Here is a 1,204-nt window from a genome sequence, read left to right as displayed (position 1 = left end):
TGTCGGCTCCCCCAAATTTCGGCCGCAAGAATTAGAGTTATAAATTAAATGATTTATTAACTTTAATCTAGCAATATGAAAAGAAAGAATTTTACAGAAAGTCAGATAGTTACTGCTCTTAAAAGACAGGAAGGTGGCATATCTGTTAAGGATATCGCCCGTGAATTTGGGATAAGTGAGGCTACCTTTTACAACTGGAAAGCAAAATATGGGGGAATGGAAGCCAGTGATGTCAAGCGTCTAAAAGATCTTGAATCAGAACATGCTGAGCTCAAAAAGATGTATGCGGAACTTTGTATTGAAAATCGGGCGATGAAAAACCTGATTGAAAAAAAGCTGTAACGCCCCAGGAGAAACGGGAAGCAGCTGATTTTCTTGTAAACGAAGAACAGCTTAGTATCCGCAAGGCGTGTAAGATCGTATCTATCCCACGTAGTACTTATGATTATAAAATGGTACCAAAAGATGATTCAGCCCTACARAAGGCCCTGGAATCTTTAACGGAAAGACATGCTGGTATTGGCTTTTGGCAATCCTATTACAGGTTGAGAAATAAAGGCTTTGCCTGGAATCACAAAAAAATATACCGGGTGTACACTTCCATGAAGCTCAATATCCGCCGCAGGGTTAAACGCAGGTTACCAGCCAGGATAAAAGAAGCTTTATTGATCCCCGATCATCCTAACGAAGTATGGAGCATTGATTTTATGAGCGATGCTCTGGTGGATGGGAGGAAATTCCGCCTGCTAAACGTCATAGATGATTTTAACCGGGAGTCATTGGCTATTGAAGTAGACACATCACTACCTGCATTACGACTAATCCGTGTACTGGAAAGAATTATAGAACAACGGGGAAAGCCTGTTTGTCTCAGGACAGATAACGGCCCTGAATTTATCAGCCATAAACTTCAGGAATGGTGCGAGGATAGAGGAATCCGGATAGCTTATATCCAACCAGGTAAACCAACACAGAATGCTTTTATCGAACGAAAGAATGGAAGCCTGCGCAGAGGGTTACTGAATGCATATCTGTTTAGCAGCTTAACTGAAGTTAGGTTTATGGCTGAGGAATGGCAACAGGATTACAATATGGAGAGACCTCATAAGTCACTCGGATATCTGTCGCCTGTAAAGTATGCCCAAAAGCAGCTCGAAGCCAAAATCTCTAATCCCTAGTGGCCTAGTTTTAAGGGAAGCTTACA

The 1,204-nt window shown here is 41.7% G+C and carries 1 protein-coding gene; it reads left to right on the top strand.

Annotation, left to right across the window (positions count from 1 at the left end):
- Positions 1-75: 75 nt before the first annotated feature.
- Positions 76-1,178, top strand: a protein-coding gene (locus AC1DFM_RS34600) for an IS3 family transposase (RefSeq protein WP_477081352.1) whose coding sequence is annotated in 2 segments (ribosomal slippage) — positions 76-337 and positions 337-1,178 — 1,104 coding nt in all. Because the reading frame shifts where the segments join, the coding sequence is not laid out codon by codon here.
- The last annotated feature ends 26 nt before the right edge of the window (positions 1,179-1,204 follow it).

The organism is Chitinophaga sp. 05T412 (assembly GCF_056396465.1).
This window is presented reverse-complemented; position numbering and strand designations above follow the sequence as displayed.